Annotated in this window: 23 protein-coding genes and 3 tRNA genes; 18 read left to right on the top strand and 8 right to left on the bottom strand. The window is 52.5% G+C overall.

Features of this window, described 5'->3' with window-relative positions; all coding sequences use genetic code 11:
• Position 1: 1 nt before the first annotated feature.
• The 12 genes from AEST_RS04155 to AEST_RS04210 all read left to right on the top strand — a co-directional run bounded on the left by AEST_RS04155 (position 2) and on the right by AEST_RS04210 (position 11,624).
• Positions 2-448, top strand: a complete 447-nt coding sequence (locus tag AEST_RS04155; protein ID WP_008607292.1) for a regulatory protein RecX — start codon at positions 2-4, stop codon at positions 446-448.
• A 20-nt stretch (positions 449-468) separates the two neighbouring features.
• Entirely contained in the window at positions 469-3,090 is a 2,622-nt protein-coding gene (gene alaS / locus AEST_RS04160; RefSeq protein ID WP_008607293.1) for an alanine--tRNA ligase, read from the top strand.
• A 125-nt stretch (positions 3,091-3,215) separates the two neighbouring features.
• Positions 3,216-3,416 (top strand): carbon storage regulator CsrA, encoded by a 201-nt coding sequence (csrA, locus tag AEST_RS04165; protein ID WP_008607295.1) that lies wholly within the window; start codon positions 3,216-3,218, stop codon positions 3,414-3,416.
• Between the two features lie 160 nt (positions 3,417-3,576).
• Positions 3,577-3,666 (top strand) — tRNA-Ser (locus AEST_RS04170).
• Between the two features lie 11 nt (positions 3,667-3,677).
• Positions 3,678-3,754: transfer RNA gene (locus AEST_RS04175), tRNA-Arg, on the top strand.
• Between the two features lie 42 nt (positions 3,755-3,796).
• Positions 3,797-3,873, top strand: a tRNA-Arg gene (locus tag AEST_RS04180).
• Between the two features lie 803 nt (positions 3,874-4,676).
• Complete coding sequence (locus AEST_RS04185; RefSeq protein WP_008607297.1) at positions 4,677-5,969, top strand: PqiA/YebS family transporter subunit; 1,293 nt, start codon at positions 4,677-4,679, stop codon at positions 5,967-5,969.
• Positions 5,966-7,636, top strand: coding sequence for an intermembrane transport protein PqiB (gene pqiB / locus AEST_RS04190; protein ID WP_008607298.1), 1,671 nt, complete (start codon positions 5,966-5,968; stop codon positions 7,634-7,636). The genes AEST_RS04185 and pqiB overlap by 4 nt, the downstream gene beginning before the upstream one ends.
• Positions 7,633-8,184: a PqiC family protein gene (locus AEST_RS04195; RefSeq protein ID WP_008607299.1), complete on the top strand. Its 552-nt coding sequence runs from the start codon at positions 7,633-7,635 to the stop codon at positions 8,182-8,184. The genes pqiB and AEST_RS04195 overlap by 4 nt, the downstream gene beginning before the upstream one ends.
• A gap of 234 nt (positions 8,185-8,418) precedes the next feature.
• Positions 8,419-8,661, top strand: a complete 243-nt coding sequence (locus tag AEST_RS04200) for an oxaloacetate decarboxylase subunit gamma (RefSeq protein ID WP_008607300.1) — start codon at positions 8,419-8,421, stop codon at positions 8,659-8,661.
• Between the two features lie 20 nt (positions 8,662-8,681).
• Positions 8,682-10,469: a sodium-extruding oxaloacetate decarboxylase subunit alpha gene (gene oadA, locus AEST_RS04205; protein ID WP_008607301.1), complete on the top strand. Its 1,788-nt coding sequence runs from the start codon at positions 8,682-8,684 to the stop codon at positions 10,467-10,469.
• 24 nt (positions 10,470-10,493) lie between these two features.
• Positions 10,494-11,624, top strand: coding sequence for a sodium ion-translocating decarboxylase subunit beta (locus AEST_RS04210; RefSeq protein ID WP_008607302.1), 1,131 nt, complete (start codon positions 10,494-10,496; stop codon positions 11,622-11,624).
• A gap of 171 nt (positions 11,625-11,795) precedes the next feature.
• Here the strand turns inward: AEST_RS04210 and AEST_RS04215 are convergent, their stop codons facing one another.
• Positions 11,796-13,166 carry a peptidoglycan DD-metalloendopeptidase family protein gene (locus AEST_RS04215; protein ID WP_008607303.1) on the bottom strand — a complete coding sequence of 457 codons (1,371 nt, stop codon included), beginning with the start codon at positions 13,164-13,166 and terminating at the stop codon, positions 11,796-11,798.
• Between the two features lie 149 nt (positions 13,167-13,315).
• Between AEST_RS04215 and tyrS the strand changes: the two genes are divergently transcribed.
• The 4 genes from tyrS (at position 13,316) to AEST_RS04235 (ending at position 18,141) form a co-directional block, all read left to right on the top strand.
• Entirely contained in the window at positions 13,316-14,518 is a 1,203-nt protein-coding gene (gene tyrS / locus AEST_RS04220) for a tyrosine--tRNA ligase (RefSeq protein ID WP_008607304.1), read from the top strand.
• Between the two features lie 128 nt (positions 14,519-14,646).
• Positions 14,647-16,260 carry a penicillin binding protein PBP4B gene (gene pbp4b / locus AEST_RS04225; protein ID WP_008607305.1) on the top strand — a complete coding sequence of 538 codons (1,614 nt, stop codon included), beginning with the start codon at positions 14,647-14,649 and terminating at the stop codon, positions 16,258-16,260.
• A gap of 11 nt (positions 16,261-16,271) precedes the next feature.
• The gene (locus tag AEST_RS04230; RefSeq protein ID WP_008607306.1) at positions 16,272-17,987 is read left to right on the top strand and encodes a potassium/proton antiporter; all 1,716 of its coding nucleotides are present in this window, start codon (positions 16,272-16,274) and stop codon (positions 17,985-17,987) included.
• Positions 17,926-18,141 (top strand): hypothetical protein, encoded by a 216-nt coding sequence (locus AEST_RS04235; RefSeq protein WP_008951333.1) that lies wholly within the window; start codon positions 17,926-17,928, stop codon positions 18,139-18,141. Before AEST_RS04230 ends, AEST_RS04235 begins: the two co-directional genes overlap by 62 nt.
• 24 nt (positions 18,142-18,165) lie before the next feature.
• Here AEST_RS04235 and AEST_RS04240 read toward each other — a convergent pair whose 3' ends face one another.
• Entirely contained in the window at positions 18,166-19,068 is a 903-nt protein-coding gene (locus AEST_RS04240) for an AEC family transporter (RefSeq protein ID WP_008607307.1), read from the bottom strand.
• 3 nt (positions 19,069-19,071) lie between these two features.
• Complete coding sequence (locus tag AEST_RS04245; protein ID WP_008607308.1) at positions 19,072-19,347, bottom strand: GIY-YIG nuclease family protein; 276 nt, start codon at positions 19,345-19,347, stop codon at positions 19,072-19,074.
• Between the two features lie 80 nt (positions 19,348-19,427).
• Between AEST_RS04245 and AEST_RS04250 the strand changes: the two genes are divergently transcribed.
• Positions 19,428-20,702 (top strand): DEAD/DEAH box helicase, encoded by a 1,275-nt coding sequence (locus AEST_RS04250; RefSeq protein WP_008607309.1) that lies wholly within the window; start codon positions 19,428-19,430, stop codon positions 20,700-20,702.
• Between the two features lie 115 nt (positions 20,703-20,817).
• On the opposite strand, the gene AEST_RS04255 is transcribed toward AEST_RS04250, so the two are convergent.
• The 5 genes from AEST_RS04255 to aguB form a co-directional block, all read right to left on the bottom strand.
• A complete protein-coding gene (locus AEST_RS04255; RefSeq protein WP_008607310.1) occupies positions 20,818-21,162 on the bottom strand; it encodes a hypothetical protein in 345 nt (114 codons plus the stop codon).
• The gene (locus tag AEST_RS04260; protein WP_008607312.1) at positions 21,155-21,373 is read right to left on the bottom strand and encodes a type II toxin-antitoxin system prevent-host-death family antitoxin; all 219 of its coding nucleotides are present in this window, start codon (positions 21,371-21,373) and stop codon (positions 21,155-21,157) included. The genes AEST_RS04255 and AEST_RS04260 overlap by 8 nt, the downstream gene beginning before the upstream one ends.
• A gap of 73 nt (positions 21,374-21,446) precedes the next feature.
• Positions 21,447-21,725, bottom strand: a complete 279-nt coding sequence (gene ppiC / locus AEST_RS04265) for a peptidylprolyl isomerase PpiC (protein ID WP_008607313.1) — start codon at positions 21,723-21,725, stop codon at positions 21,447-21,449.
• 17 nt (positions 21,726-21,742) lie between these two features.
• The gene (aguA, locus tag AEST_RS04270; RefSeq protein ID WP_008607314.1) at positions 21,743-22,855 is read right to left on the bottom strand and encodes an agmatine deiminase; all 1,113 of its coding nucleotides are present in this window, start codon (positions 22,853-22,855) and stop codon (positions 21,743-21,745) included.
• Positions 22,852-23,739, bottom strand: coding sequence for an N-carbamoylputrescine amidase (gene aguB, locus AEST_RS04275; protein WP_008607315.1), 888 nt, complete (start codon positions 23,737-23,739; stop codon positions 22,852-22,854). The genes aguA and aguB overlap by 4 nt, the downstream gene beginning before the upstream one ends.
• A gap of 268 nt (positions 23,740-24,007) precedes the next feature.
• On the opposite strand from aguB, the gene AEST_RS04280 reads away from it, so the two are divergent.
• Positions 24,008-25,186: an FAD-dependent oxidoreductase gene (locus AEST_RS04280; protein ID WP_039925039.1), complete on the top strand. Its 1,179-nt coding sequence runs from the start codon at positions 24,008-24,010 to the stop codon at positions 25,184-25,186.
• Positions 25,187-25,300: the final 114 nt, after the last annotated feature.

A 25,300-nucleotide genomic window follows, 5' to 3' on the forward strand; every position in this document is an offset into this window, starting at 1 on the left:
TATGGACACCCTGGCAACCTGGCGAAAAACCGCGATCGGTTGGTTAAGCCGCCGGGAGCATAGCCGGGCCGAGCTGAAACAAAAGCTCCTGCAAAAAGGCGCTTCAGGCGCAGAAGCTGAGACAGTACTGGACTGGTGTCAGCAGCAAGGCTATCAGAATGAACAGCGTTTTCTGGAAATGCTACTGCGCAGTCGCTGTCGCCAGGGCTATGGCTATCAGTACATTCTGCAGGAAGCTCGGCAGCATCAAATCACCGCAGCTGAGCTGAGCGCGCTGGCGGAGCAATTGGAAATAGATTGGTGGGCCCTGGCCGAAGCCGCCTATCAGAAAAAATTTGCTGATAAAGCGATTGCTGATTATCAGGATAAAATGAAGCGTATGGCGTATCTGCAGCGTCGCGGTTTTAGCAGCGAGCAGATCCGTGCTGTGTTAGGTAATAATAGCTGATTAATTAAACAGGATTTTTCATGAGTATGACATCCGCCGCAATCCGGCAAGCCTTTTTAGACTTCTTTGCCAGTAAAGCGCACAGCGTAGTGCCAAGCAGTTCGCTGATCCCCGGCAACGATGCCACCCTGCTATTTACCAATGCCGGCATGGTGCAGTTTAAAGATGTATTTCTGGGCCAGGATCAACGTAGCTACAGCCGTGCGGTATCGGCACAGCGTTGTGTACGCGCCGGCGGTAAACATAACGACCTGGAAAACGTCGGTTATACCGCCCGTCACCATACCTTTTTCGAAATGCTGGGTAACTTTAGTTTCGGCGATTACTTTAAACAGGATGCGATTCGTTACGCCTGGGAGTTTTTAACCGAGGTGGTAAAGCTGCCGAAACAGCGGTTACTGGTCACTGTCTATGCCACGGACGATGAAGCCTACAATATCTGGTTAAATGAGATTGGCGTACCCGCTGACCGGATTATCCGCATTGGTGATAACAAGGGTGCACCCTATGCCTCAGATAACTTCTGGGCGATGGGAGATACCGGCCCTTGTGGTCCTTGTACTGAAATTTTCTATGACCACGGCGACCATATCTGGGGTGGCCCGCCGGGCTCTGCGGAAGAAGATGGCGATCGTTTTATCGAGATCTGGAATATCGTCTTTATGCAGTTTAACCGCCTGGCCAGCGGTGAAATGCAACCCTTGCCAAAACCCAGTGTCGACACCGGTATGGGGCTGGAGCGGATCGCCGCCATTTTGCAGCACGTACACAGCAACTACGAGATTGATACCTTTGTTGCCCTGATTAAAGCCGCGGCTGCAGCAACCGGCGCCACCGATCTGACGGACAAGTCACTACGCGTGGTGGCTGATCATATCCGTAGCTGTACTTTCCTGATTGTTGACGGCGTTATGCCTTCGAACGAAGGCCGCGGCTATGTCTTGCGCCGGATTATCCGCCGCGCAGTGCGTCATGGTAACAAGCTGGGTGCCAAGGGCGCCTTCTTCTATAAGCTGGTGGCGGCTCTGGTGGCGCAAATGGGTGACGCTTACCCGGAGCTGCGCAGCAAACAGGCCATTGTGGAAAAAGCGCTGCAACAGGAAGAGGAACAGTTTGGCAAAACACTGGAGCGGGGCTTACAGATCCTGGATGAAGAGCTGTCGGGCCTTGCCGGCACAGAAATTCCCGGCACGCTGGTATTTAAACTGTACGATACCTACGGCTTCCCGGTAGACCTGACCAATGACGTGGCACGTGAGCGCGGCTTGAGCATTGACCAGGCGGGTTTTGATGCCGCCATGGCAGAGCAGCGCAAGCGGGCACAGCAAGCCAGTAACTTTGGTCTGGACTATAATCAGCAACTGACATCAGCGGTACAAACCGGCTTTACCGGTTATACCGAGCACTTTGGTAATGCCAGAGTACAGGAAATTATCAAAGAAGGTCAGCAGGTTAAAAGCTTAGCTGCAGGTGAAACCGGCCTGGTGATCCTGGATAGCACGCCGTTCTATGCCGAATCAGGTGGTCAGATTGGCGACACCGGTAGCTTTAAGCTGCAGAACGGTGCTGTGTTGGCGGTGCTGGATACGCAAAAGATTGCCAAAGCCTTTGCCCATAAGGTCGAAGCGAGTAGCGAGCTAAAGGTCGGTGATCAGGTTGAAGCGACTATTGATCTGGCGCGGCGTAATGCCATTCGTAAAAACCACTCGGCAACCCACTTATTACATGCTGCCTTGCGTAAAGTACTGGGCGAGCATGTGACCCAAAAAGGCTCGCTGGTTGGCCCGGAGCGGCTGCGCTTTGACTTCTCGCATTTTGAAGCGGTAAAACCCGCTGAGCTACAGCAATTGGAGCAAATGGTTAACGAGCAAATCCAACTGAACCTGCCACTGCTGACGCGCGTAATGCCTATTGAAGCGGCGAAAGCTGCTGGCGCCATGGCGCTGTTTGGCGAGAAGTATGACGACGAAGTGCGGGTACTGAGCATGGGCGAGTTCTCGATTGAACTCTGTGGTGGTACACACGTCGAACGGACAGGTGACATAGGTTTCTTTAAAATTGTCAGTGAAGGCGGTATCGCCTCAGGTGTGCGGCGAATTGAAGCCGTTAGTGGCCCGGCCGCCATTCAGTACTTGCAGCAGTTAGATCTGCAAATCAGTCAGGCTGCCAGCCTGTTAAAGGGTGATGCCTTTAGTCTGGCTGAGCGGGTGCAGCAAACGCTGGAACGCAGCAAGCAGCTGGAAAAAGAAATCGAGCAGTTAAAGGCCAAGTTGGCCAGTTATGCCGGGGCTTCATTAACGGCGAATGTGCAGCAAGTGGGAGAGGTTAAGGTGCTGGTGCAACAGCTGGAACAAACCGATCCTAAAGCACTGCGTACTCTGCTGGATGAGCTGAAGAACAAACTTGGCTCTTCAGTGGTGTTACTGGCCACTGTGAATGATGACAAAGTCAGTTTAATTGCTGGCGTGAGCAGTGATTTAACTGCCAGGGTACATGCCGGTCAATTAGTTGGCTGGGCAGCTGGTCAGCTCGGCGGTAAAGGCGGTGGCCGGCCAGATATGGCACAGGCTGGTGGCACCGATACTGCAGCACTGCCGGCCGTATTAAAGGCGGCATTCGACTATATTAGTGAGCGGCTGTAAGCAGTTAACGGTATAATCGGATATAAGAAAAGTTTTAAATACACTGGCGCTGAGCTATGATTCAGCGCTAATCTTATAACAGCACAGAGACAGAGCTCTGTGGTGACAGGCAAAGGAGCAATCGCATGCTAATTCTGACGCGTCGAGTGGGTGAAACCCTGATGATCGGTGACGAAGTAACCGTTACTGTACTGGGTGTAAAAGGTAATCAGGTACGGATTGGCGTGAATGCGCCGAAAGATATTTCAGTTCACCGTGAAGAAATTTATATGCGGATCCAAGCTGAAAAAGATACCAATGGCGGTAATTTCAGCGAAGGTGAATAAGCCTCGTCCTGTATTTCATTAGTGTTAAAATCGTCATTTTGCCGCTTTTAAGTCAATTAAACAGCGAATTGCTTAAAAGCTCGGCAAACACACTGTACGTTTCTAAAAATAGTTTGACTTATTTTCCTGAGACATTAATATACACGCCGCAACACAGCGCGGAGATGTGGCCGAGTGGCTGAAGGCGCACCCCTGCTAAGGGTGTATAGGGGAAACTCTATCGAGGGTTCGAATCCCTCCATCTCCGCCATTTCTCGGAATGGACGCGTAGCTCAGCTGGATAGAGTACTCGGCTACGAACCGAGCGGTCGGAGGTTCGAATCCTCCCGCGTCCGCCATCCGAGAGAAGAAGCGCTGTTATTGTAAGATGCAAAGTTTATGGACGCGTAGCTCAGCTGGATAGAGTACTCGGCTACGAACCGAGCGGTCGGAGGTTCGAATCCTCCCGCGTCCGCCATATTCGTAAGAAACCCACTAAGGTTAACGCCAAAGTGGGTTTTTTATTTTCAGCTCAATGCTAAATAGACGCGGGAGGTGAGAACCTCCGTTAGGTTCGACCAATTTGCCGGGAGCAAATTGGGACAGCTTCAGCTGGCCCGCAGGGCAGGCGGCAGGATAGCCGCCTGCAATCCCCGCGTCCGCCATATTCGTAAAGACCCGCTAAGGTGAAAACCTAAGCGGGTTTTTTATTTCCAACCAGATGATAAGCATTTGCAGCGTCAAGACCAGCGCAACGCCCTTAGCTGGGTAGTAATTTTCTCCACCGGCTTCAAGGATCACATCCCTGTGCCCTTTCAGCCTCCGCAGCATCCCTGCTGCTGTTACGAAAATTCTACCGCAACTAAGGGCTTAAATAGCATCTGTTAGGCGTCACGAAAAACATCTTAGAACACAGCAGATATAAAACGAGGTGGTAAGCATTCCGTGCACTTTGTAAGGGAATGTATTTTTCAGGGATGAAAAATGACACAAATTTGCCGGGAGCAAATTTGAACAGCTTTAGCTGGCCCGTAGGGCAAACTTCAGGATGAAGTTTGTAACCGCACGGGGATGTATTCACAGCGTGTCCCGTCAAAGTTGTACGGAATGATTACCGCCGGATGCGCTGACCAAGACGCTACAGAGTCGGGATATGAACATGCGGTGGATTATCTAAGATGCTCTGTCAGAAGAGACTTCAACACCACCACCTATTCCTCCCCCCTGCTGAAATATGCTATAAATGGCATACTTAGCGCGACTTTCTAGCCCGGAAACCCCGTGTCCTTCAGCCAGAGCCTGACCATCAACGATGATATTGACGCCGCTGCCCCGGAGCAACAGGGCGAGTTGGTGCTTTGCCGGCATTGCGACCTGTTACAGTGGCTACCTCCACTACAGGAAGGCGAACAAGCCCATTGCCAGCGCTGTGATCATCAGCTGGATGTGCGGCAGGTGCAACCGATATTAAGACCGGTGCTGTATGCGGCGTCCGCGCTGTTTATGTTATTGCTGGCCAACCTGTTTCCCTTTATCAGTATGGGCGTGGCCGGTAATCGCAGTGAAATGCATTTCTTCGACACCTCAGCCGTGCTTTTTACCGAATACCATCAAAGTCTGGCCATTCTGGTGTGGTTATTTATTCAGGCCGTGCCGGCTTTCTGCATGGCGGCGGTGATCTATCTGAAGCTGGGCATGCTGTACCGGCTACCGGCGCGGATCTGGGTGGCGCGGGTGCTCTTTATGCTCAAGCCCTGGAGTATGGTTGATATCTTTTTAATGGGTCTGCTGATTAGCTTTGTCAAACTGGTCGCCAACGCAGATATTTCGCTTGGTTTAAGTTTTTGGGCATTCTGTATTTTTTGTTTACTGCACTTGCGGACCTTTCAGGTGATCGACCGCCATGAAATGTGGTCCCGCCTGGCCCTGGCACCTAAGGTGCCAGTGACGGCGGAGGCAGGCAAAACCGGCTTATCACAACAGCTTAAGCTTTGCCCCTGTTGCACGGCTATAGTGCCGCTGGCACAACAGCATTGTCCGCGCTGCCATACCCGGGTTTATCCGCGGGTACAGGCCAGTTTACAGAAAACCCTGGCGCTGCTGGTGACGGCCGCCGTTTTGTATATCCCTGCCAATTTGCTGCCCATTATGCGTACGGTGTCCTTTGGTAATGTCACCGACTCCACTATTATCAGTGGCTTTTTATTAATGTGGCAGGATGGCGAGTATCCGGTGGCGCTGGTGATCCTGCTGGCCAGTGTGGTGGTGCCGATCGCCAAGATCCTGATCATGTTCTGGCTCTGTTACCTGGTGCTGGCACCGGTGGCGGTGCGCAGTAAACTGACTACCCGCATTTATTTACTGGTGGATTGGGTCGGGCGTTGGTCAATGGTCGACGTGTTAGTGGTCGCCATACTGGCGGCTCTGGTGCGTTTTGGCTTGTTAATGAGTGTTTACCCAGGTGTCGGGGCCTTGGTTTTTGCTGCAGTGGTGATAATTACTATGCTGGCAGCGATCAGTTTTGATCCGCGCTTGCTGTGGGATCAGCCAGCGCGAACAGGAGAGCAGGTGTGACAGAAACGCAAAATACGGCAAAAGTAAAACCGATCCGGCAGTGGTCGCCGATCTGGGTGGTGCCCATCGCCGCGGTGTTGATCGGACTGTGGATGCTTTATAACCATCAGCAGCAACAGGGCGATATGTTGTTACTGATAGCTGAAGACGCTGAGGGCATCGTTGCCGGGAAAACCCAGATCAAAAACCGCAGTGTCGATGTCGGGCAGGTGGTATCGGTTGAGCTAAGTAAGGATCTGACTCAGGTCATGATCAAAGCCCGGATGAAACCTAATGTAACGCCACTATTGAATGAGGGCTCACAGTTCTGGGTGGTGAAGCCACAAATTGGCCGTGGCGGCATCACCGGCCTGAATACGCTATTGTCGGGTGCCTATATCGAATTACAACCCGGCGACTCACCGCGGGTAGTATTAACCCATCCGTTATTGAATACGCCGCCGGTGGCACCGGCAGATGCGCCCGGGATCCGGGTACAGCTGAAAACCGCCGATACCCGTGGGCTGGCGGTTGGCGATCCGGTGTTATACCGTGGCTACGAGGTCGGTACTGTTGAGAGTAGCCTGTTTGATCTGGCAGAGCGCAGCACCCGCTATCAGCTGTATATCCGCCAGCCCTATGATGCGCTGGTCACTGAAAACGTGCGCTTTTGGTTAAGTAGCGGTATTGCGATTGATTTGTCCGCAGAAGGCCTGTCGGTCGATGTCGGCTCTGCGGCCACTATTTTAAGTGGCGGAGTCAGCTTTGACCTGATGGATGGCTGGCCAGCCGGAGCCGCTGCCGCCAATGGCAGTGAATTTCAGTTGTTCCCGGATCGGCAAAGTATTCAGGAAGGGATGTATAACCAGTTTGTTGAATACATCGTCTTTTTTGACGAATCAGTGCGGGGCCTGAAAGCCGGGGCGCCGGTGGAATACCGTGGCGTGCGGGTTGGTACTGTAGCCAGTGTGCCGTTTTTCTTTGCCATGGAAAAGCCGTTTGAGGTGTCTTTAAATCAGGGGGTGCCGGTACTGATCCGGATTGAAGCCGGTCGCCTGTACGAGAACCTGACGTTGCAGCAACTGGGCGTTGAGTTGCAACAGGCGGTCGATCGTGGCCTGCATGCGATGCTGAAAACCGGCAATCTGCTGACCGGTGCCCTCTACGTTGATTTAGATATTAACAATGAATTACTGGCTGATAGCAAACAGCAGCAGCTTTATCAGGAGCAGGTGGCCCTGAGTAAACAAGCCGGTTATCCCAGCTTGCCGGCTGCGCGCAGCGGTCTGAGCAATATCGAGCAGAAAGTCCTGTTGGCGCTGGATAAAATTAACAATCTTGAGCTGGAACAATTCTTAACTCAGGGTCAGCAAACCCTGGCGGCGACCGAGCAACTGCTTAGCAGCAGCGAACAACTGTTACAGAGCGTGCAGAGCTTTATCACCCAACCTGAGCTACAACAACTGCCAGCCAATCTGGAGCAGAGTTTACAGCAGTTACAACAAGCCCTGAGCGGGGTCAGCCCGGGGTCTGCCGCCTATGAGCGGGCGGACAGTAACTTACAGATGCTGGAGCAAACCTTACGCGAGTTGCAGCCGGTATTGAAAATGCTGAATCAACAAAGTAACGCCTTACTGATTAATGCCAGTGAGCAAGCCGATCCGCAACCGAGGAAAGCCAAGCCATGAGAACCCTGCTAGTTAGTTTCAGTTTGCTGCTGGCCGCCTGTAGCAGCCAGCCGGTGCAGATTGCCTATTATCAGCTGGCGCCCTTACCAGCAGTAACGGCAACAGTGCAGCCCCTGCCGGCATTGCAGATCCAGCCGCTTAGGGTGGCGTCTTATTTGAATGGCAGTGGTTTGGTGTTGCAGCAGTCGGCGGTCGAGTATCAGATCGCCCGGCAGCATCTGTGGGCGGATGCGTTGCAACAGCAAATGCAGCGGCAACTTACCCAATATCTGTTGTTAGCCTTGCCACAGCAACCACTTGCCACAGGGTCAACTCCGGCGCCGCGGCAGTTATGGCTGGAAATCGATCGCTTTAACGCTGATGCGGCTGGCCAGGCAGTACTCAGTGGTCGTTATCGTTTAAGCAGCGCAGAGCGTGAACATTATCAGCCGTTTGAATATCAGGTCGCGCTGAATGCCGATGGTTATCCGGCGATGGTGGCCGCACTTAGTGAGGCCTGGCAGCAGTTATTACAGGATTTAGCGTCAAAACTTAAAGCCGGTGTTTAACCGGCTTTATTTTTAGTGTTGTTGTGTTTTGTGCTGTGGTTATTGTTCCGGCAGAAAATTTGCCTTTTCACAATAAAACGTATAGATGTCTGGAAATATAAACGGCTTTATCTTGATTATTAAGCGGCAATCGTATAGAAATATCAATAGTAGTTATAAGGCTAATTTATTATCGGTGATGGCGGTTCTGCGTCATACTGAAAGCAGAATGGGAAAATAGTGCAGGATTTACCTATGGTTGCAGATTTACTCGCGGAAGCGGCAGGCCTGATGCTGATTGGCATGATCGCGGTTTTTACCTTCTTATGTTTACTGGTACTGCTGCTGAAGCTGATGAGTTACAGCATCCAGCGCTTCTTCCCGGTGAAAGTGGCTGACAAGGTCACCCGGGTTGAACAGTCGGCCAGTGATGGCGTCTCACCTGCGGTGGTAGCAGCCATTAGCGCTGCTGTGCATCAATATCGTCAACAACAATAACGGACCAAGAGGATAATGGCATGACGAAGCCTTTACTATTAACAGAACTGGTGCTGCGTGATGCACATCAATCTTTACTGGCCACCCGCATGCGGTTGGAAGATATGCTGCCGATCGCCAGCAAACTGGATCAAGTCGGCTACTGGTCTGTTGAATCCTGGGGCGGCGCCACCTTTGATGCCTGTATCCGTTATCTGGGTGAAGATCCCTGGCATCGTATCCGTGAATTAAAGAAGGCGATGCCAAATACCCGCCAGCAGATGCTACTGCGTGGACAAAATCTGTTGGGGTACCGGCATTACGCCGATGATGTGGTGACCCGCTTTGTGGAGCGTGCGCATGAGAACGGTGTGGATGTGTTCCGGATCTTTGATGCGATGAATGATATCCGCAATTTGCAAACTGCGGTGCAGGCCGCACTGAAAGTCGGCGCTCACGCCCAGGGTACCATCTCCTACACCGTTAGCCCGGTTCATACTGTTGATATGTGGGTTGATATGGCGCGGCAGCTGGAAGATATGGGCTGTGATTCGATCTGTATTAAAGATATGGCTGGCCTGTTAAAACCCTATGACTGTGAAGAGCTGGTTACCCGGATCAAAGAATCGGTCAAGATCCCCCTGGCGATGCAATGCCACGCCACCACTGGCTTAAGTACGGCGACCTATCAAAAGGCGGTGGACGCCGGTATTGATATGCTCGACACCGCAATCTCGTCCATGAGTATGACCTATGGCCACAGCGCCACTGAAACCCTGGTTGCCATTACCGAAGGCACTGAGCGCGATACCGGTCTGAATATGGAATTATTGGCGGAAATCGCTGCCTACTTCCGCGATGTCAGAACCAAATATGCGCAGTTTGAGGGCTCGCTCAAAGGCGTCGATGCTCGTATTTTGTTGGCGCAGGTGCCAGGTGGCATGCTGACCAATATGGAAAGTCAGCTCAAAGAGCAGGGCGCACTGGAAAAGCTGGATGCGGTATTAAAGGAGATCCCGCGGGTACGCGAAGATCTGGGGTATATCCCGCTGGTGACACCCACCTCACAAATCGTTGGTACTCAGGCCGTATTGAATGTGCTGACCGGCGAGCGCTATAAGAGCATTACCAAAGAAACCGCTGGTGTACTAAAAGGCGAATATGGTGCGACGCCAGCACCGGTAAATACGGAGCTGCAGCAAAAAGTGCTGGCGGGTGGCAAGGCCATTACCTGCCGGCCGGCCGATGTGTTAACGCCAGAGTTGGATAAACTTACCGCCGAACTGACTGAACTGGCCAAGAGCGAGCAAATTGATTTAGCTGCGGCGCAAATTGATGATGTGTTGACCTATGCGCTGTTCCCGCAAGTTGGCCTGAAATTCCTGAAAAATCGTAATAATCCTGCCGCCTTTGAACCTGCTCCACAAGCTGCCAGCAGCAAGGCTGCCGCTACGCCGGCGGTAAAAGCTGCGCCTGCTGCCGTTCAGGGCCCTGCCAGCTATAGCGTGCGGGTTGATGGCAAGGTGTATGAAGTGGAAGTGGCACCCAGTGGCGAGCTGAGCAGTATCAAGCCAGTGGTATCAGAGAATATCCCGGGCAGTGCTTCGGTTACCGGTAGCACCACGTTAAATTCACCACTGGCCGGCAATATCTGGAAAGTCGTTACCAAAGCCGGTGCCGCGGTAAAACGTGGCGACGTGGTGATCATTATGGAAGCGATGAAGATGGAGACGGAAGTGCGGGCAGTAGCCGATGGTGTGGTAGCGAAAATTCATGTTGCTGCCGGAGATGCCGTGTCAAACGGCGATGTGCTGATCAGTTTTGACTAGGACAGCGTTAAGTAAGGATCGGAAATGGAAGCTTTGCAAACGCTGGTTGCCTCAACCGGCCTGGTGAATTTTAGCGCCGGCCAGGTGGTGATGATGCTGGTGGGTTTGATTTTGCTGTATCTGGCGATCGCCAAAGGCTTTGAACCGCTGTTATTAGTGCCTATTGGTTTTGGCGCTATCCTGACCAATATTCCGCTAGCCGGCATGGGTGAGCCTGGTGGCATCCTCTATCTGTTTTATGAAATGGGGATTGCCTCTGGCTTGTTTCCACTGCTGATCTTTCTGGGCGTAGGCGCTATGACCGACTTTGGCGCCCTGATTGCCAATCCGCGAACCATGTTTCTCGGCGCCGCCGCCCAGTTTGGCATCTTTGCCACCCTGTTTGGCGCCATCGCACTGAATTGGGTGCCGGGTTTAAGCTTTACCCTGAAAGAGGCCTCAGCTATCGCCATTATCGGCGGTGCTGACGGGCCAACGGCGATCTTTCTGGCCTCGCGGCTGGCGCCGGATCTATTGGGGGCTATTGCTGTAGCTGCCTATTCCTATATGGCACTGGTGCCGCTGATCCAGCCGCCTATTATGCGGGCCCTGACTACAGTAGAGGAGCGGAAGATCCAGATGACCCAGCTGCGGGTTGTCAGTAAGCGCGAGAAAATTGTGTTCCCGCTGTTACTGCTGATCCTGACCATTTTATTGTTACCCACCGCAGCACCGTTAGTCGGGATGTTCTGTTTGGGCAACCTGATGAAAGAATGTGGTGTGGTCGACCGGCTCAGCAAAACGGCGCAAAACGAGCTGATTAATATTGTCACCATCTTCCTTGGTCTGGCAGTTGGCTCACGCTTAAGTGCGGACAAGTTCCTGACCACGCAAACTCTGGGGATCCTGGTGCTGGGCATGGTGGCCTTTGCTATCGGTACTGCCGCTGGCGTATTGATGGCCAAGCTGATGAATAAGGTTTCCAAACAGCCGATTAATCCGCTGATTGGTTCTGCCGGCGTGTCAGCTGTGCCGATGGCGGCCAGGGTATCGAATAAACTGGGGCTGGAAGCCGACCCGCATAACTTCCTGTTAATGCACGCCATGGGACCCAATGTGGCCGGCGTCATAGGCTCTGCGGTCGCCGCCGGTATTTTGCTGGCGCTGGTAGGTTAATCCGCCCAGTCTCATTGCTGAGTCATCTCGCATCAAACCAACAGCCCCGTTCCGGGGCTGTTGGTTTTTTACCTGGTGAGCATTTTAGGTTTTCTATTGCGCCAAGCCTTACCTGGCTGCGATGTCCTGACAGCCTGACATTATCAAATGTATACTGCTGTCAGGTGATAATCAGGGTGCTGTTTGTATGCTGTCCGCTGTCTGGCGGGCTGCCAGATATTGTTGCTGCTGCTCGGCTAACTGGCTTAGCAGTCGGGTCGCATTCTGGCTAAATTGCTGCTTCGCCTGGCCGGTTAACGGTGTGGCCTGAGGTAACTTTACGGTACGCGGGTTGCGGTGCACCCCATCAACAATAAACTCATAATGCAGGTGGGCACCGGTAACCCGGCCGGTGGCACCTAAACGGCCAATGGTTTGGCCCTGGCGCACCCGTTGTCCGCTTTTCACGTCACGGCGTGACAAATGCAGATACTTGGTCACGATATTATTCGAGTGCTGAATAAACACATAGTGGCCGTTAAGCTCATTATAGGCCGAGTGCGTAACCCGGCCATCGCCGGCCGCCATAATGGGCGTGCCGACAGGCGCCACATAGTCAGTACCATTATGGGCCCGCACTGTACCTAATACCGGATGTAAACGGCGTGGATTAAAGTTGGAGCTGACATACTGGAAACTGACCGGTGCGCGTAAAAACGCCTGGCGCATACTCTGGCCATCCGGTTTGTAGTAGTTACCATCGGTATGCAGTACGGCCTGATAATGCTGTCCCTGATTGGTAAATTCCGCGGCCAGGATGGTGCCGCTCCCCAGCGGTTCGCCGTCGAGGAATTCTGCTTTTAACAACACGGCAAAATGATCGCCGGCGCGCAGATCCAGCGCAAAGTCAATGTCCCAGCCAAAGATCCCGGCCAGTTGCATAATCTGGCCTTCTGATAAACCCGCCGCTAATCCGGCCTGCCAGAAACTGTGACGAATTTCACCGGCCAGAAACTGTTGCTGCCGTTCGACCGGTTTACTGACTTCGTTGGCAACAAAGCTGCCATCGGGTTGGCGACTGATCTCCAGGCTTTGCAGCCGGTTGATGGCATAGCGTAGTTGCTGTAACTCACCGGCCTGATCCAGGCCGAATTCCAGTTGCTCGCCCGGAAATAAGCGGGTCAGGGTACGGGTTTGCCGGCCCAGATCGAGAATTTGTTGCATGCTTTGCTGGCTGGCACCGGCTTTACGGAACAAGGCCGATAAAATATCACCGGATTGTACTGTTACGGTTTGCCAGTTTAACGCTGGTGCAGTGTTTTCGGGCTCGTTGGGCTCAGAGATAGCTGTTGCATTACTGGCTGTAGTCGTATTAGCCGCGGTTGGTGCCTGGGCGCGCTGCACACTATCCCACTGTAATTTAATCACCGCATCCGGCGTATCACTATTGCGTGATGCCGATGCCTGCTCTGACGGGATCAACAAGATCAGGGCCAGTAAGACAGAAACCACTAGGATCAACAGACGATGGCGGGACGGAAGTTGTGAGACCAGTTGTTGCATCGGAAAACCCCCGCTTGCTGAAAATGCACAAAAACCGAGCATAAACCCTTTTTTTCGGTGATACCAGACTTTTCTACGTTTCGTCATGGCGGAACATCAGCTAGAATGGCTGTTCTATGAGCGAAAAAGCAAGATTGCAGGAGTATAAAATGGCCGATTGGGCACAGGCATTAGCAGAGCTGAAACGCGGTTGCGAAGAAATTCTGCTGGAAGAAGAGCTAATTGCCAAATTAAAAGAAGGCAAGCCGCTAAAGATCAAGGCCGGCTTTGATCCCACCGCTCCTGATTTGCATTTAGGCCATACGGTACTGATTAATAAATTGCGGACTTTCCAGCAGCTGGGCCATGAGGTGATTTTCCTGATCGGTGACTTTACCGGCATGATTGGTGATCCAAGCGGTAAAAACGTGACCCGCAAGCCGCTAAGCCGCGAGGATGTGCTGGCAAACGCCGAAACTTACAAAGAACAAGTGTTTAAAATTCTGGATCCGGCGAAAACCCGGGTTGCCTTTAACTCGCAGTGGATGGGTGAGTTGGGTGCAGCCGGTATGATTAAGCTGGCGTCACGCCAGACGGTAGCGCGGATGCTGGAGCGCGACGATTTTAAAAAGCGTTTTGCCAACAACCAATCAATCTCGATCCACGAGTTCCTCTATCCGCTGGTACAGGGCTGGGACTCCGTAGCATTAGAAGCCGATGTCGAGATGGGCGGCACCGATCAGCGCTTTAACCTGCTAATGGGTCGTGAGCTACAAAAAGAAGAAGGTATGCGGCCGCAAACCGTAATGATGGTGCCATTACTGGAAGGTCTGGACGGTGTGCAGAAGATGTCCAAGTCGCTGGGCAACTATGTCGGCATTACCGATGCCCCGACCGAGATGTTTGGCAAAATTATGTCGATTTCTGACGATCTGATGTGGCGCTACTATGATTTGTTAAGCTTCCGGCCGTTAGCGGAAATCCAGCAGTTAAAGCAGGACGTGTTAGCCGGTGCCAACCCGCGCGATGTGAAGATTTTGCTGGCGAAAGAGATTATTGCCCGTTTCCATGATGAGGCGGCAGCCGAAGCGGCGCATCAGGATTTTATCCAGCGCTTTAGTAAAAATGCGTTACCGGATGATATTCCAGAGGTGGTGGTCAGCACTGACACTGCCAGTATGCCGATCGCCAATCTGTTAAAAGAAGCCGGCCTGGTCGACAGCACGTCAGAGGCGATCCGGATGATTAAGCAAGGCGCGGTGAAATTAAACGGTGAGCAAAAGATTGAAGATAGCAAGCTGGATGTCGCGAAAGGCAGCAGCCAAATTTATCAGGTCGGTAAACGTAAATTTGCCAAAGTCACCTTGCAGTAATGACCGGCCTGGCAGCGAATGCCTGCTGCCAAATGTAGTCTTTTCAACACAGCCGGTTGTTTAACGCCGGCTGTGTCATTTTTGGCGGCAGCATTGGCGAAATCTGAAAAAAGAAGCGGTGGAACGGTATGTTAGGACGTTTAGTATTTAGCGGTTGCCTGTTGCTTAGTCTGGTGGCGTGTAGTTTGTCGCCGCAAGCTCCCAGTCGCATGGTTAGCGCAGCCGAACAACTGGTACTGGCCGAGCAGCGTGGCCAGTTGGTGTTGCATTGGCCGGAGCAGCGCAGTGAGCGTGTTGCGGTAAATAATAAACGGCGTTTTCTGGCTTATGCCGGTCAGGGCGAGTTATTGATCGATCTGCAACAGGCACAGGAGTTACAACTCAGGCTGAATCAACAGCTGCTGACGCTTACAGCCACAGCGCAACAGCAACGGATTGATATTTCGAAGCTAACCCGTAATGGCGAGAACCGGCTGGAGTTGGTCAGTATCAAGCCGGCCAATGCACAGGTACAAATTAGCATCCCTTATCCGACATTACGCAGCGATCTGACCTCTTATGCCACCGCCTTTAGTGCCGTTGACCAGTTAATAGAGCAGGAGATCAGGCAAGGCTTTCCCGGTGCCGTGCTAGTGGTGGTAAAAGATGGCGTCATTATTAAACACAGTGCCTATGGCTATGCCGAGCGCTACCAGGCGGACGGAACACTGCTGAGCCAGCCGCGGCTGATGCAAACCGATACGCTGTTTGATATCGCCTCTAACAGTAAAATGTATGCCACTAACTATGCGCTGATGCGCTTAGTCAGTGAGGGTAAGCTGGATGTGACTAAGCCGGTACAGTATTATCTGCCTGAGTATCAGGGCGATGGCCGCGAGCAGCGCACGGTCAGTGACCTGCTGTACCACACAGCCGGCTATGCGCCCGAGGTGCATTTTTTTCGCCCGGATAACCGGCATGGCCCGCAGTTCTATTCGTTAAATAAAGCCGATACGGAGCAGCTTATTCTGACTCAGGTCCCGTTTGCGACTGAGCGTGGCACGGCCGCAGTCTACAGTGATGTCGACTATATGCTGCTGGGGATGCTAATTGAGCGACTCAGTGGCCTGTCACTGGATCAGTATCTGCGTCAGCAGTTTTATTTACCGCTGGGGTTATCCCACACCCTGTTTAATCCGCTGCAACATGGCTTTAGCCGCGAGCAGATTGCCGCAACAGAGCTCGATGGTAACAGCCGCGGCGGTCGGGTGAGTTTTCCGGCAAATCGTCAGGGCGTTATCGTTGGCGAAGTGCATGATGAAAAAGCCTTCTATTCATTTCAGGGCGTGGCAGGCCATGCCGGTTTGTTTAGCACCGCTGAAGAACTGGCCGTGTTGATGGCGTTAAGTATACAAGGTGGTGGTTATGGCTGGCAGCAGTTTTTTACACCGGCAACCCTGGCGCAGTTTGTGGCGCCGTCACCCTATGACCATCGCTTTGGACTGGGCTGGCGCACCGCGGTGCAGGGCGACTTAGACTGGCACTTTGGTGCCTATGCCAGCGACAGTGCCTATGGTCATACCGGTTGGACCGGCACTGCGACAGTAATCGATCCGGAACAGCGATTATTGGTGGTACTACTTACCAATAAAAAGCACAGCCCAATCGTTGCCGAGGGTGACAGCTACCGTTTTAGCGGAGATAGCTTTGAAACCGGACGTTATGGCTCCATATTAACCCTTATTTATCAGGCTTTGCCGTAAAAGGACCGACTATGTTTTTGATTGACCAGCTTATTCTCGTTGCCTCTGTGCTGATTCTACTGGGTATTCTGTCCAGTAAGCTGTCGGCCCGGTTGGGTTTACCGATGCTGGTGCTGTTTTTATTAGTCGGGATGTTAGCCGGAGAGGAAGGGTTTGGCCGTTTAGCCTTTAACAATCCGCAGTTCGCGCACGCGGTCGGCACCATTGCGTTAGCCTTTATCTTGTTTGATGGGGGCTTGCAGACGCCGCTAAGTGCTGTGAAAAAAGTCTGGAAGCCAGCATCAATTCTGGCAACCTTGGGGGTTATGGTAACGGCGCTGATCACCGGTGTCGCGGCCAGTTATATTCTGCCAATCAGCTTAATGGAAGGTTTGCTGATCGGCGCTATCGTCGGTTCAACTGATGCAGCAGCGGTATTCTCACTATTACGTAATGCCGGCATTAATCTGAACGAGCGATTGAAGTCGACTCTGGAAATTGAGAGTGCCTCGAACGATCCGATGGCAATTTTCCTGACTGTCACACTACTGGAAGTGCTGGTAAATGGCTTAAAACCCGGTGTTGGCGTATTGCAGCTATTCTTTTTACAGATGGGTGGTGGCGCCCTGGTCGGCTTATTGATTGGTTATCTAACGCTGCAACTGCTGGACCGGATCCAACTGCAGGCAACCGGCTTATATCCGGTGTTAGTAGCGGCTGCCGGTTTACTATCCTTTGGTCTGGCGGCTAATCTCGGTGGTAGTGGCTTCCTGGCCATCTTTATCTGTGGTGTGATGATTGGTAATAACAAATTTGCGTTTCAGAAAACGACCTTTCTGTTCCATGATGGTTTGGCCTGGCTAAGCCAGATTATGATGTTCGTGATGTTAGGGTTACTGATTAACCCCAGCTCACTGCTGGATGTTTGGTGGCAAGGGTTACTGATCGCCGCAGTGCTAATTTTTGTCGCCCGACCATTGGCGGTATTGCCGGTGCTGAAATGGTTTGGCTTTTCACTACGGCAGATGACTCTGGTGTCCTGGGTTGGGCTGCGTGGCTCAGTACCGATTATCCTGGCGATTTTTCCACTAATGTATGGCTTGCCGGGTGCGGAACTTATTTTCAACGCGGTGTTTTTCGTGGTGTTAATTTCCGCAACCTTACAAGGCTCCACTCTGGCTTGGGTTGCTAAAAAGTTGGATTTGATTGAACCGGTAACAGCCAAGCCAGCGGCAACACTGGAAATTACCGCCTTAGGGGATGTTGACGCCGAAATTGTCGAGTACACCCTGGCAGCAGGATCGAGAGCGATCAATCGCCGCTTGTCCCGGATGGCCTTACCTGAGGGGGTGGTGGTTGCCATGATTACCCGGCAGGAGCAAATTATTCCGCCGCGAGGTTCAACGGTGCTAGAGGCTGGTGATCATCTGTTTGTGGTGCTGAAAAAAGATTATAAACCGATGCTGGAGCAAATTTTTTCTGAGCCAGGTTTTATTAACCCTGAATTACCCACTACGCTAAGGTTAAAAGGGGCGAGTCGGTTTAGTGATCTGGCTTGGTGTTATAACCTGGATTTTACGGGGCAGGATGCTGAGCTAACATTGGATGAGTATTGCCGGGAAAAACTGAGCACTGAGGTTGTGGCTGGAGCTGAGGTAATTATCGGCGCGATAAAATTAACTGTGGATGAAATTGTCGGTAACCGCATTACCACAATACGACTGGATACCCGGCTGGAAAGCGATTAAACGCCCGATAACGCATAGCGGCGAACTGGTACGCGTCGGCGGCCTGGACGAAAAGCTGGATACTGGCATTGCCATTATGCTGGATGTAGAAAAGGCGCTTGGCCTGACCGAACATATCAAAAAGCTGGAACAGCAAAAGCCGCTGGACGCCTGATAAGCAGCCGTTAGCGGCCGTACGCTAACTAAGCAACCAATACACCACCGGCAGGGTCACTAAGCCAGCCAGAATACCAAAACCGATCACGCCGCTGACTAAGCGTGGCGCCAGACCTGCCATAATGGCGATAGCGCCGGCCGAAATCATCGGCGGCATCGCCGCCTGAAAGATACTGATTTGTACCGCCAGACCTTCCTGTCCCAGCGCGCGCCAAATTAGCCAGGCACTGATTGGCATCAAAGCCAGTTTGATGCAGAGTGCGCTAATCAAAGGTGACACTTCAGCTTTACTAAAGCGGAAACTGAGCTGAAAGCCAACCGCAATCATCACCACCGGCACCAGGGTCGCGGCCAGATTATCCACCAGTGATACTGCCAGTGGCGGCAGACTAAAATCCCGGATCAGCAAGCCAACGATCAACGCAATAAAAGACGGAAAACCAATAATCTTCAGCAAAATCGCCTTGGGGGTTGGCTTAGTCATTGTTGGGCTATAGATCGCCGCCACGATAGTGACATAGGTTGCCAGCGCAATAAAGGAACCAATCTGGTCATACACCACGGCATAAGGCATGGCGGTTTGACCAAACAGCGCTTCGGTCATCGGAAAGCCAAGAAAAGAGGTATTGCCCAGCGGCAGGATCACCAGCAAAGCCCCGGTGACTTCGCGGGACCAGCCAAATAACCGGCTGAGTAGCAATACTGTGGCCACCACCACCAACAGCAGCAACCAGGGGGTGACAGCCGGGATCAACAGGGCAAAGGAGAACTCCAGCAACTTGATATTTTTCAGGATCAGCGCCGGTAATGCCACATAGAGCACATAGATATTCAGCACTAAACCACTGTTGTCCGGCATGGCGGGTAAACGGCGTAACAGCATGCCAATAAGCAAATAGGCCAATACCAGGTAAAAATTTTCCATCTTCTACTCGCTGTTGGTTAAAGGGGCAGAACGCGAAATTAACTGTTCCTTAGCGGCTTTACTGAGTTGCTTAACCTGATACTCAGCTTTACTGGCGCTGGCGCGACAGGGGTAAGGCTGTTGATAAACCAGGGTCAGCGGGCCCTTACCGCGCAGCGACTTAGCGCCACCGGCTAATTCGCCCCGATGTTGGCGCAGGCGCCGCACAGGATCGGTACTAATGCCGGTATAGAGTTGCCCTTGTGCGGTACGGATCAGATAAAGATACCAGTCGGACACGGCATCATATCTCCGGCGCCGTCGCCCTGCTATAATAGCCGGCTGACACAGCTTGACGAAAAACTAGTTCGGAACATCGCATGCAATTTCAAACCCTGGCTCTGGCAGAGCCTATTCTACGTGTTTTAGCTGAGCAGGGCTATCAGGCTGCTACGCCAGTGCAGCAGCAAGCTATCCCGCCGATCCTGAGTGGCAAAGATGTGCTGGCTGGCGCCCAAACCGGTACCGGCAAAACGGCGGCATTCACCTTACCATTGCTGCAACAACTGCTCAATGCGCCGAAAGTCTTACAACCAGCCCAAGTTAGAGTATTGGTATTAACGCCCACCCGCGAGCTGGCGCAACAGGTATTTGAAAGTGTGCAAACCTATAGCCGCTATTTGTCAGTGCGGTGTGCCGTATTTTATGGCGGGGTGTCAATCCGGCCGCAATATGATGAGGCTGAGCAAGGGCTGGATATTCTGGTCGCCACGCCGGGGCGTTTAATTGATCATCTACATCAACAGACCATTGATTTAAGTCAGCTGGAAGTGCTGGTGCTGGATGAAGCAGACCGCATGCTGGATATGGGGTTTATTGTTGATATTAAACGCATTATGGCCAAGTTGCCGGCACAGCGGCAGACCCTGCTGTTTTCGGCGACCTATTCCAAAGAGATTAAAATTCTGGCCGATGAGCTGTTAAATAAGCCGGTATTAATAGAGGTGGCCACCGCTAACGCAACTGCAGACCGCGTCACCCAACAAGTTTATCTGGTCGATCGTCATCGCAAGCGCGAATTGATTTCGCATATGATTGGCATGCAAAACTGGCCACAGGTGCTGATCTTTGTCCGCACCAAACATGGTGCCGACCGGCTGGCGAAACAACTGCAAAAAGACGGCCTGACCACAGCCGCGATCCATGGCGATAAGGCGCAGGGAGCAAGGCAACGCACACTGGACGAATTTAAACAGGGTAAGGTGCGGATCTTAGTGGCGACCGATATCGCCGCCCGTGGTTTGGATATCAGTGAGTTACCCTATGTGGTGAACTACGATCTGCCTCAGGTGGCCGAGGACTATGTCCATCGGATTGGCCGCACCGGGCGTGCTGGTTTAAGTGGCGTAGCGGTCACGCTGGTGGGGCCGGATGAACTCGGCGCTTTGCAGGATATTGAAAAACTGACCCAGCAGGTCCTGCCAACCCAGATCGTACCGGGTTATGAGCACGACCCCAGTTTTCAGCCACCAGAAGAACAGCTGGCGCGTAAACCCGGACAGCGGCCAGGTGCTCGGCATGATGGCCCGGCGAAAAAGCAATCTGCCGGCAAACTTAAAGCCAAACTCAGAGCTAAAGCACTGGGTAAGGCCTAACAACACCGCGACACAACAGTTTCACAACAGCGGCGGCAGCGGGTGCGGCCGCTACTGCTTATTCAATCAGACTTAAAATATCTGCCACCAGATCATCCATTGCCAACAACAAGCTTTACAGTAATAAGGTTAATTCATAGAGAAGCTTTTGCACATTTTGCCGGCTATCCATTAGCAGTAATAGCTCAAGCTGTTGCTGCTTAGCATCCACCTGATAAAACAACAGATTATGTTTATCCAACTGCCATTGCCGGTATTCCGTTAAGCCGAGCTTGAACAAGCGTTCGCTAATTGGCGCAATCAGTGGCTGCGCGGGTAAAGTCGTGGCGATCTGCTCTTTAATACTCGCCAGTGTTTTATCCACCAGTTCTGCGGAATACTTTTCGGTTAAAAATGCCTGCAACCTTTGGCGGGATAAACGAAACAGTGGCGAGGCGACCAGCGTGTAGCCACTAGTCAAAGGCTTGCTCCAGCGTTAATGCCTTATCTTGTAATGACTTTTCGGAAAGTTTTAATAATTTTAATAAAGCGAGGGTATCCTGCTGGAATTGATAATCCTGATAGGACTGCACCACAAAAGCCGGCTTACCGTTTTTGGTTATCAGTAGCTCTTCCTGTAGTTCCAGCGTATTGGCATGTTCTTTCAGGTAGGTGATGGTCTCAGTTTGCATTGGCCGTCCTTTACAAGGCTTTTTTCAGACTGATTCAGCTTAGCAGAGCGTATTGCAGACGGCAAATAGCGAGCTAACTGCGATAGAGGGTTTTGATCAAATGAAAGCCAAACTGGGTTTTAACCGGCCCTTGCACACTTAACAGCGGCCCTTTAAAGACCGCATCGTCAAAGGGCTTGACCATCTGGCCTTTACGAAACTCACCGAGGTCACCGCCTTTTTTACCGGACGGACACAATGAGTGTTGTTTTGCCAGTTTGCCAAAGTCGGCGCCTTGCTCCAGCTGCTTTTTCAGCTTTTCCGCTTGTTCGCGGCTTTTTACCAGAATATGTAAGGCGCAGGCTTTGGCCATGGTCGTTACGCTCGCGATTAGCCAGCAGGTTGCTGCTGGGTGATACAGTGAATATTACCGCCGCCCAGCAGGATTTCCCGGCCGGGTACCGTCACTACCTGATGCGCCGGGAACAGCTGCTGCAGGATCTCTGCTGCGACCTGATCGTTCGGATCATCAAAGGTGGGCAGAATTAGGCCGCCATTACATAAATAGAAATTAATGTAAGAGCCGGCCAGACGGGCATTGGCTTCGCGAGGGATCGCGGCCATTGACTGATCGACAGACGCATATTCTTCGGCTTTGGCGATAATCGGCGCAGGTACCGGCAGCTTATGCACCTTAATTTTGCGGCCCTTCGCATCGGTACTGGCTTCTAAATAGTCCAGCGCCGCTTTGCTGCGGGCATACTGCGGATCGTTCTTATCGTCAGTCCAGGCTAACAACACTTCACCGGGTTTGACAAAGCAAGCCATATTATCGACATGACCGTCAGTTTCATCATTAAAGATGCCGTCTTCCAGCCACAGCACTTTTTCAATCGCCAGATGCTCGCGCAGCATAGCTTCAATCTGTTCGCGGCTTAAATGCGGGTTGCGGTTGGCATTGAGCAAGCATTCAGCTGTGGTCAGCAGGGTGCCTTCACCATCGACATGAATAGCACCACCTTCCAGCACAAAGCCTTCGGTGCGGTAGCGCGGCAGCTCTTCTATGCCAAGAATTTTACTGGCAACCTGATCATCGCGATCCCAGGGGAAATACAGGCCGCCATTCAGGCCACCCCAGGCGTTAAAGGTCCAGTCCACGCCACGGACTTCTCCTTTACCATTGGTAACAAAGGTCGGGCCGGTATCACGGCACCAGGCGTCATTATTGGAAATTTCGACCACCCGGATTGGGAACTTGGTATTGGCCTGGTTGAGCTGGGCGTAGGCATTGGCATACTGTGCCGCCGATACGCCAACTGATACCGGTTCAAAGCCGGCAATGGCTTTAATGACGGTAACAAAGGCGGCTTGTGCCGGCTTGGCACCTAAACGCCAGCTGTCAGTGCGCTCTGGCCAAATCATCCAGGTTTGCTTATGCGGCGCCCACTCGGGCGGCATACTAAAGCCGTCTTGTTTTGGGGTAGAGGTTAGCGTTTGGCTCACTTGCTGTTCTCCGGGTTGATTTTGCCGTCTTTGGTCAGCAGCGTTTCGTAGATATCGATGCGACGGTCACGGAACACGCCCCAGGCGCGACGAATGGCGGCTACTTCATCTAAATCAAAGGTATGGACCAGTACTGCTTCGTCAGTTTCATTCGCTTCCTGTACCTTGGCACCGCTGTGGTCAGCAATAAAGGAGCTGCCATAGAAGGTAATGGAGAAATCGCCCTCGGTTTCAGTACCAATGCGGTTAGATACGATCACCGGCGTTAAGTTTGCCGCCGCATGACCCTGCTGCGTGCGCTGCCAGTGGTCACGGGAATTAATAGTGGCATCATGCGGCTCACTGCCAATGGCAGTGGGGTAGAAAATCAGCTCAGCGCCCAGCAGTGCCATACTACGGGCACACTCCGGGAACCACTGATCCCAGCAAATACCGACGCCCACTTTGGCATAACGGGTATTCCAGACTTTAAAACCGGTATCGCCCGGGGTGAAGTAGTATTTTTCGCTGTAACCCGGGCCATCCGGAATATGGCTCTTGCGGTAAATGCCCATATTGCTGCCATCGGCATCCAGCATCACCACAGTGTTATACAGGCAGTTGCCGGCACGCTCATAAATACTGATCGGCAGCACCACTGCCAGCTCTTTGGCAATCTTGGCAAAGTGTTTTATCGCCGGGTTTTCTTCTACCGGCACGGCAAAACCTAAATACTCAGGCTTTTGCTTTTGGCAGAAATAGTTACGTTCGAACAGTTCCTGTAACAGAATGATTTGTGCGCCCTGAGCCGCCGCCTGGCGCACCAGTTTTTCCGCGCGGGCGATATTTTCTTCGACATTCCAGCCACCAATCATCTGGGTAGCAGCAACCGTTACATTACGCATCAGATCTCTCCAAGTCAGCAGTGATAAGTCCGGTCTTCAGGGTACCGGCGTATATAGTCGACATCAGCTTTGCCAGTTGTCGGCTATCGCTTTGCTGCCGCGGCGTGGCCGGGCAACAGGGCGCGCAAAATGCCGCATTTTCAGTCAGCCGTCAATCTTTTTTCGCCTTATTTGATCTGGCTGTTTTGCACGCTACAAAATTGTTGTTAACCTTAGCAAAATTTTACCGGAATTACTTGCCGCAGTGCGGGAAAAGCAGGACAAAAAGATGCAAAACCTCATAACCAGCGATGTGGTGATCAGCGGCGGCGGTATGGTCGGTGCAGCCCTGGCTGTTGCACTCAGTCGCTTAGGCTTGTCGATTACCGTGTTGGAGCGCCAGGCGCCAGCGCCGTTCGAGGCGCAAAGTGCGATTGATTTACGGGTGTCGTCGTTAAATCTGCGTTCTGAACGTTGGCTGACAGAACTCGGCGCCTGGCAAAACCTGCAGCAAATGCGGCTGTGTCCGTATCAATATTTACAGGCAGGCGAGGGCAAGGCGCAGCTGCGCTTTGCTGCCAGTGAGATTGGCGAGCGTCACCTTGGCCATATTGTCGAAAATAATTTGGTACAGCTGGCACTGTGGCAGCAATTTGCTGAGCCAATCACGGTACTGACTGACTGTGAAATTACTGCGCTACGGCAAGACGAGCAGGGCGTTGACTTAACACTCAGCGATGACCGTAAGTTACATTGCCAGCTGCTAATTGGCGCCGATGGTGCCCAGTCTAAAGTGCGGCAGCTGGCGCGCATTGGTACTGCCGGCTGGCAATATCAGCAAGCTTGTCTGGTAGCCTATGTCGATACACCTTATCCGCAGCAGGATATTACCTGGCAGCAGTTTTACCCCAGCGGCCCGCGCGCCTTTTTACCCTTACCTGGCGCGCAGGCGTCCTTAGTCTGGTATGACGAAGCAGCCAAAGTGAAGCAATTGGCGGCGTTAAGCCCCAGAGCTTTAGAGCAGGCCTTTATTGATGCATTCCCGCCAGAGCTGGGTGCGATTAAGCTAAAAGGCTCAGCCTGGTTTCCGCTGGCGCGGATGCAGGCACAGCAATACGTAAAAGGCCGGGTGGTACTAGCCGGCGATGCGGCGCATACCATTAATCCGCTGGCCGGGCAGGGGGTGAACCTGGGCTTTGCTGATGCGATGTTATTGGTTGAACAGCTGGCGGCGAATTTAAGCGCTGGCAAGTCCCTCACGGATGCGGATAGTTTACAACAGTATCAGCGGCAGCGGCGTATGCAGAATACGCTGATGATGGGTGCGATGGATGTGATTTATCAGACCTTTAGCCGGGAGTCAGCTCCGCTTTCGTTGTTGCGGCAGCAGGGGCTTAGGTTAGCGGCTAAGGCAGGGATGGCGAAGCAGTTGTTAACTAAGTATGCCGTGGGGAATTCGGTGTTTTAAACCTGCTGCCTAGACGCCATAGTTTTAGATGCTGCCCGGTGCACTGAGTTAGAACCTGCGTAATGATTAGCACCAGTAGCGTTGAGGTTGGGGCAGCGCCCTTAGCTGGGTAGT

This window comes from Alishewanella aestuarii B11 (assembly GCF_000280055.1).
Lineage (GTDB): Bacteria > Pseudomonadota > Gammaproteobacteria > Enterobacterales > Alteromonadaceae > Alishewanella > Alishewanella aestuarii.